This is a genomic window from Psychromonas antarctica (genome assembly GCF_022267535.1).
In the GTDB taxonomy this organism is placed as follows: Bacteria; Pseudomonadota; Gammaproteobacteria; order Enterobacterales; family Psychromonadaceae; genus Psychromonas; species Psychromonas antarctica.
The window spans coordinates 1-6022 of record NZ_JAHNZV010000141.1 but is presented as its reverse complement, the minus strand read 5'-3'; the positions used below and the strand labels follow the sequence as shown (position 1 = coordinate 6022).

Sequence of the window (6022 nt, the reverse complement as noted above, 5' to 3'; positions counted from 1 at the left end):
AAAAAATGGTCAAAACCGATCCACAGTTGGAGAGCTGCGATGAATCGGTTTATAATAGAATTTGAAGACCGCTTGAAAAAGCATCTGTAAAAATGGTAATTACACAGAATTATTTACAGGGTCAAGATTTATTTCTTATTTTGGGTCTCTTATTATTATTCATATTACTTAACTCTAATAATGGTCAATAGTTTAATTCCATAGTAAAGGGGCAAAGGTGCGTATTTAAAAAAAAACATTTCCTATTTTTGCAATTGAGTCCACAACTTAAGTCATAAATAAGGATGGGCTAAGGTATGCCTATTTTATCTTAGGTTATATGGCAGAAGAGCTATTCTGCCTAATTTGGCTTTACTATTAGTCAAAAAAAGTGTTACTCGGCGTTATGCTCGCCCAAAGATTGGTTTTTTTCAATCAGCGCATTTTTTAAGACCATCGCCTCTATCTCTAAACCATATAGATTTTCATCCCAGTTTACCCCAGCAAAAACCTGCTGTTTTTGCATGCCGTCTAACCAAGATTCAAAAAACACAGATAACGGTATCGTCTGTACCTTATAATTAACCCATTCTTCATTTTGCAGTTTTTCGGCTAATGCAGGCTCTGACCAAAATAAGTACACTGCTTGTGCATCTTTATTATCATGGGGTTGACAGTTTGCCCAACCTTCATTTTCATCAAACAAACCGAATAGTTGATCTTCTTCGATCACCTGATCTACAAAATTTTCTGCGTTTTTTAAATACTCTTGTTTCATTTTATTTCTCGTTATTCTGATCTAATTTTATTTCAAGTTCGGCAAACTTGGCTTCCATTTCAGCTAGTTTTTCACGAGTTCGTAATAGTACATGCGTTTGTACATCGAACTCTTCACGGCTTACCATATCAAGTTTACCCAATTGCGCTTGTAATACCTGTTTGATTTTACGATCAACTTCTTCCCCGAAGCTTTTTACTCCCGCAGGCATCGCATCGCTTACTTGTTTGGCTATCTCTTCTAATTTTTTGGGGTTAAACATGATTGGCTCCTTAAATTTGAAGGGGCATTGTAAACTGGCCATCGCTTAATTTCTATGCTTAAAATTTTTGTTTTATCTTTTATCTAGCAAAAATCACGATAAGCAACAGTCATAGGGAAAATAATGAAAAGAGTATCTAGCTCACAAACGTACCCACCTGATCATAAAACAGATAATCTATTTTTTAAAATAGAAAAGGTGCTTAAAGCACCTTTTCTAAACCACCAAAGTATGGATGATTATTATTTTAGACGTGGTAACTCATCACCAGAAAGCACTCCATTTTTATCACTATCAAGCGTGTCAAATTTTTCTAGTAGACGTTTGCCAACTTCATCTTTGCTTAATACACCATCACTATTTTTATCCATCTGGGCAAAATTTTGACGTTGTTCGCCTTTACCTGCTTTGCCCTGGCGGTTTTTATGGGCCGCTTGTAATTCAGCTTCAGACAACGTACCGCTTTTATCACTATCGACTTTGTCGAAGTTAGCTAATAAACGTTTGCCAACTTCCTGTTTACTTAATGCTCCATCACTGTTTATATCCATCTCAGCGAAAGTAGGACGATGACGCCCTTTACCTGCTTTATGTTGGCGATGTTTCTGCCCTGCTTGAAATTCTGTAGCTGATAATACACCATCATTGTTTTTATCCATCTCTGTAAAAGTAGGACGCTGATGCCCTTTACCTGCTTTACCTTGACGGTTTTTGTGAGCCATTTGCAGTTCAGCTTCAGACAACGTACCGTTATTATCGCTATCAACTTTATCAAATTTAGCTAATAAACGCCTACCAACTTCGTCTTTACTTAATACCCCGTCACTGTTTTTATCCATTTGAGCAAACGTAGGACGGTTACCGTGTTTACCTTTATGCATGGTGAATTCAGCGGCAGAAAGTGATCCGTTACCATCCTTATCAAGAATATCGAAATTTGTTAATAGGCGCCCCCGCACTTCCTCTTTTGTAAGTACACCATCACCATTTTTGTCAATTTGTGTAAATCGCATTGTTTTATAGTTTTGTGTATCAGCAAAACTATAAGTGGCGTTGCCCATTAAGAGTGCAACAGTAATCAATAGATATTTTTTCATCATAATCTCTCTTTGTTTATATAGAATAATATTCGTTTTTGCCTGTCACGAATCAATTGCGTTAATAGCTTTTTATCTAATAATGTTAGCTGTTAACCGATGAATAAACTATAAGATGAAAATGCGCAGGAATAATGGAGAAAATAAGGATATTTAAGATAATGAAAGCGCAAGACTCATTTTATATCTCTAATTTATAACCGACACCATAAATAGATTTAATGAATTCACTCTCCGGAGATGCTTCTTGCAATTTACGGCGCAAATTTTTAATGTGACTATCAATAGTCCTATCTGTCACTATACGGCTATCTTGATAAATATGTGTCATTAACTGCTCTCGGCTAAAAACCTGCTGTGGGTGTTTGTTAAAAAATGAAAGCAAGCGAAATTCAGCAGGAGTGAGCTCCACCCTTTGCCCCCCCAAAGAAACTGTCATTTTCTGCTCATCAACAGCGAGTCCATGTTGTTCAGGTGCTGTGTCACTTTCTTCGTTACCACGACGTAGTATATTTTTAACTCGCACAACCACCTCTCTTGGACTATAAGGTTTACAGATATAATCATCTGCGCCCAGCTCAAGTCCTATTAACCTATCTATCTCATCAATTCTGGCCGTAGCCATGACAACCGGTACTTGGCTAAAAGTACGTAGTTCTCGATAAATATCTAATCCATTACGCTGAGGCAGCATTAAGTCTAAGATTAATAAATCAGGCTGATGTTGTTTTACCCAATCGATAACGTCCAAACCGTTATCGATAATATGAGTCTGAAATCCAGATTGCGAAAAATACTCACATAAAACCCTCGCCAGTGACGGTTCATCTTCAACAATAAGAATGGTTTTTTGTTGATAATTCATTATTTAACTATCCTTCATTGGTAACGAGACCTTTATTTTTAACCCACCTAAAGTGGAGTGCTCTGCAGTGATTGTGCCGCCGTAAGCCGTTACGATGTTTTGGCAAATAGAAAGGCCAAGACCCGATCCGCCACTGGCTCTGCTACGTGATTTATCCACTCGGTATAATCGTTGAAACAGTTTATCCAATGATCCCTCTGGCACAGCTGGTGCGCTATCTTCAATTGTTAGCTCAATATTTTTGCCCTTTTGCAACAGATCTATCTGCATCACACCGCCACTATCTGTATAACGGTAACTATTTTCAAAAATATTTGAAATAAGCTGTGTTAATGATTTTTGGTCTGCTTGCAATATAATCCCTGTTTCCTTCTTATAAATGCGTTTAAATTGAATGTTTTTTTCCGTAAAACGAGCCTCATTTTGACTGGCAATGATCCCGAGCAATCGAGTTAGGTCGACACGCTGAGATCGCTCTATATTTACCCCTGCATCGGAAAGCGATAACTGGTAAAGATCGTCTACCAAGCCACTGAGATTGACGACCTGATTATGCAACGACTTAATATATTTTGGCTCTGGCGCACGAATGCCATCTTCAATGGCCTCTATTTCACTTAGTAATACTGCAATGGGGGTACGCAGTTCATGGGAAATATCCGCCAACCATTGCTCCCGAGTTTCTTTCTGCAGCTTCAGTGTCTCTGTTAAACGATTAAAGGTTTGTGATAACTCCGCGAGCTCATCCCTGCCCTGCACGGGGATTTTCTGCTGAAAATCCCCGTGCTGCAACGCCGTTGCGCCAGCATGCAAATATTTTAGTGGCTTGAGAAAATGACGTACCAATCCTCCTGCAACCACGAATGAAAAAAGGGCAACCCAAACAGCAATGAGGTAAAAATTATTTAACTGTTGTTTAACAAAGCTTTCTGCAAGTGGACTACTGATTGTGTCCCTTTGCTTAATAGAGATCCAGCCAACGGTTTCATTATCAAAAGTGATCGGGACCTTAATAAATGTCGGCTCACGCATTTGCTTTTCCCGCTTTGGCGGATTAGCGAATACAGAGAGCCCTTGTTTATTCAACAGAAAAATTCTGTTATGCAATTCAAACCTATCGCTTTGAGGATGCCGTGGAGGTCGTTTTTCTATTGCTAAACGGTGTTCTTTGGGTGACCGATTAAGTAGTGGTTTCAATAAATTTTTCCATAAATCAGGCTGCGCTTTAATTCTGTTCCAACCACTTTCAGTAGAGTAGTAATGGCTAACCTGCGCAGCAATCACTTCCAGTTTTTCAATCTTGCGTTGGTTGAGGTAAATCTGTAATCCACTTTGAAAGCTATTATTAATCAACAACGCCATACCAGCCATCATGATAATACTGGTCAATAATAAAGAGACAAACAATTTATGAAAAATGGTTAAACGCATATTCATTACCTTGCATAATAAATTGAAATTATTCATTTATGCCTATGGTACTTCAAGATGCAAAATCAGCAAGATAGCATTACCTAAAAATTTGATAAGGAAGCAACCATTACTTATTCAGATCTCCAAGCTGAGTTCAGATAAGCACATACATGTACTCGTTCGCATTAAAAATGCATCTTTGCATCTTTAGTGCTAACGGTATAAAACGATATGCGATTGAGATTAGCAACCATTTATTTGTAAAATATAAATAAAGCCTTTCCAATAAAGTAGGTATAACCGTCGAATTATTAAAAGAGATTGTTCAAGGCAACTTCGTTAGCGCTTTTATAGGGGAAAACTTCCTTTTTATCACTACTCTTTTATCAAAACTGTGCATTAAGTTAAAATACAAATTCATTAATAGCGTATTATTACTTGTCTAACTTAAGCTCACTTTAGATTAATCTTTTTAATTTCAACCATTTGATTTTATTTAAAAATATACCTTATATAGGGATTTCCATGGCTAAAACTAAAACAATAACAACTGACGATATCCTGCTGATATTATGTAATTCTATAAGGTCAGTACTCACCACTGCAACAGATCACTCAATTAACTATTCTGCTATGGTGCAAAAGATAACTAAAACTTGCTTAAAACCCGATCTTGGCTGTTTTGTACTCTTTGATGGCGGATTTTCAGGGTTAGTGATAATCAATTTCACCGCGGGTGCTGCACTAGAAATATATCAGAATTACATGAGTTACATGGGGATCCCAAAAAATGAGCTAGCACAATCACATACTGCAGACGATGTGGGGGATGTAATGGGTGAATTAATGAATCAAATCGTTGGTGACTTCACGAGTGTTGTCGGCCATGAACTGCATACCTCTATCACACAAAATCAACCTAAAATGTTAACTATCAATAAGCAAGTAATGCTCTCTATTGATACCAACCTAGATAAACCACAGGCAAGACGAGTTACCTTTACAACAGAAAAAAATAATATTTTCTATCTTGAATTGGCGATGGATAAAACTGAATTTATAAAACTGCCCACCTTTAAAGAAAAAGATAAATTTGATCTTGATGCCTTGTTTGATAATAAAAAAGAGGAAACAACTGAGAGCGCCCCCGCAAAGACAACGAATAGCTTAGTCGATCTTGATTTACTAGAGCAGTTGGGGATTTAGGCTTTTAGCGGCACAAACTAATAGAAACAAGTAGAATTGAATATGAGATGACTAACAAAATCTCATTTTTTCTCTTTGATTACAGTTATGCATCATTTATCTAGTGCTGATGACGCTATCACTACCACTCTTACCTGTTTATCCTTAATACAGTTTCACAAGTAATAGTTGCAACGCAGATTGCCGCTCAGGTGGCGTTTCTGAAAGCATATTTTGATCTTGTAAAATAGCGAGTAGTTTACGAGGCGCCACATCTTTGTAGCCAACAATTTCTACATGACCGGCATCAACTTGAACACTGGTTATTTGCGGATAGTTATCTATTACAGGTTGATATTGTTCATCTATGGCAAAAACCTCATCACTTTTTATACACTTACCTTTACTATCTACTGTACGGCAACTATTTTTTTCATTAGTAA

General features: G+C 37.2%; 7 protein-coding genes. 1 reads left to right on the top strand and 6 read right to left on the bottom strand.

From position 1 onward, the window contains the following. Window positions 1–373: 373 nt before the first annotated feature. The 5 genes from KSO91_RS15670 to KSO91_RS15650 form a co-directional block, all read right to left on the bottom strand. Window positions 374–757 carry a DUF2750 domain-containing protein gene (locus KSO91_RS15670; protein ID WP_238743966.1) on the bottom strand — a complete coding sequence of 128 codons (384 nt, stop codon included), beginning with the start codon at window positions 755–757 and terminating at the stop codon, window positions 374–376. Window position 758: 1 nt separating this feature from the next. After that, window positions 759–1019: a ubiquinone biosynthesis accessory factor UbiK gene (ubiK, locus tag KSO91_RS15665; protein ID WP_238743965.1), complete on the bottom strand. Its 261-nt coding sequence runs from the start codon at window positions 1017–1019 to the stop codon at window positions 759–761. A gap of 242 nt (window positions 1020–1261) precedes the next feature. After that, entirely contained in the window at window positions 1262–2119 is an 858-nt protein-coding gene (locus KSO91_RS15660; protein ID WP_238743964.1) for an EF-hand domain-containing protein, read from the bottom strand. Window positions 2120–2297: 178 nt separating this feature from the next. Continuing rightward, window positions 2298–2981 carry a response regulator gene (locus KSO91_RS15655; protein ID WP_238743963.1) on the bottom strand — a complete coding sequence of 228 codons (684 nt, stop codon included), beginning with the start codon at window positions 2979–2981 and terminating at the stop codon, window positions 2298–2300. 3 nt (window positions 2982–2984) lie between these two features. Next, entirely contained in the window at window positions 2985–4412 is a 1428-nt protein-coding gene (locus tag KSO91_RS15650; protein WP_238743962.1) for an ATP-binding protein, read from the bottom strand. Window positions 4413–4919: 507 nt separating this feature from the next. Between KSO91_RS15650 and KSO91_RS15645 the strand changes: the two genes are divergently transcribed. Further along, the gene (locus tag KSO91_RS15645) at window positions 4920–5600 is read left to right on the top strand and encodes a DUF3334 family protein (RefSeq protein WP_238743961.1); all 681 of its coding nucleotides are present in this window, start codon (window positions 4920–4922) and stop codon (window positions 5598–5600) included. Window positions 5601–5744: 144 nt separating this feature from the next. Here the strand turns inward: KSO91_RS15645 and KSO91_RS15640 are convergent. Beyond that, on the bottom strand, window positions 5745–6022 hold a 278-nt coding region (locus tag KSO91_RS15640; RefSeq protein ID WP_238743960.1), incomplete at its 5' end, for a hypothetical protein.